The following is a 522-nucleotide window of genomic DNA, read 5'->3' on the forward strand; positions in this document are numbered from 1 at the left end:
AGGGGGGAGAACTCCTCCCTACGCATAAATGACGAGGGTTTCCGTTCTCCCCCTTACCAACCCTAATTTCTGATGATAAACAGCCAGATGCGTTTTAACGCCCGCGCACTGGCTCCTTCTGGCCCTTTGATAAAATGTTCGTGGGGAAAATATCGATTGGCAACCCACAAAAACATTCCCCCTAAAATCATTCCCCCCGTCACGATCGCCGCCGCCGCATTCCTCGCGCCATCGCGCGCCGCCGCTTCTATTCCCGGCATAATCAGGGAAAAAGAGGTAGCCGCCAGCATCACGCCGGCTCCAAATACCAACAAAATCCCTTGCACTCGGGGGCTAATTTTCTCCAGGAAAAAAATTGGCAGCGCCCCCAACCCGGTACTTAACCCCGCCATCAAACTGCCGAACAATCCCAGGTAAATCACGGGAATCTGTTGCAAAATTTCTATCATCAGAAATTAGGGTTGGTAAGGGGGAGAACGGAAACCCTCGTCATTTATGCGTAGGGAGGAGTTCTCCCCCTTA

The 522-nt window shown here is 52.1% G+C and carries 1 protein-coding gene; it reads right to left on the reverse strand.

Going from position 1 to position 522, the window contains the following annotated elements:
• Positions 1-62 precede the first annotated feature (62 nt).
• The gene (locus tag AC0QH1_RS24085; RefSeq protein WP_324633931.1) at positions 63-449 is read right to left on the reverse strand and encodes a ZIP family metal transporter; all 387 of its coding nucleotides are present in this window, start codon (positions 447-449) and stop codon (positions 63-65) included.
• Between the last annotated feature and the right edge of the window lie 73 nt (positions 450-522).

The organism is Phormidium sp. CCY1219 (assembly GCF_055795085.1).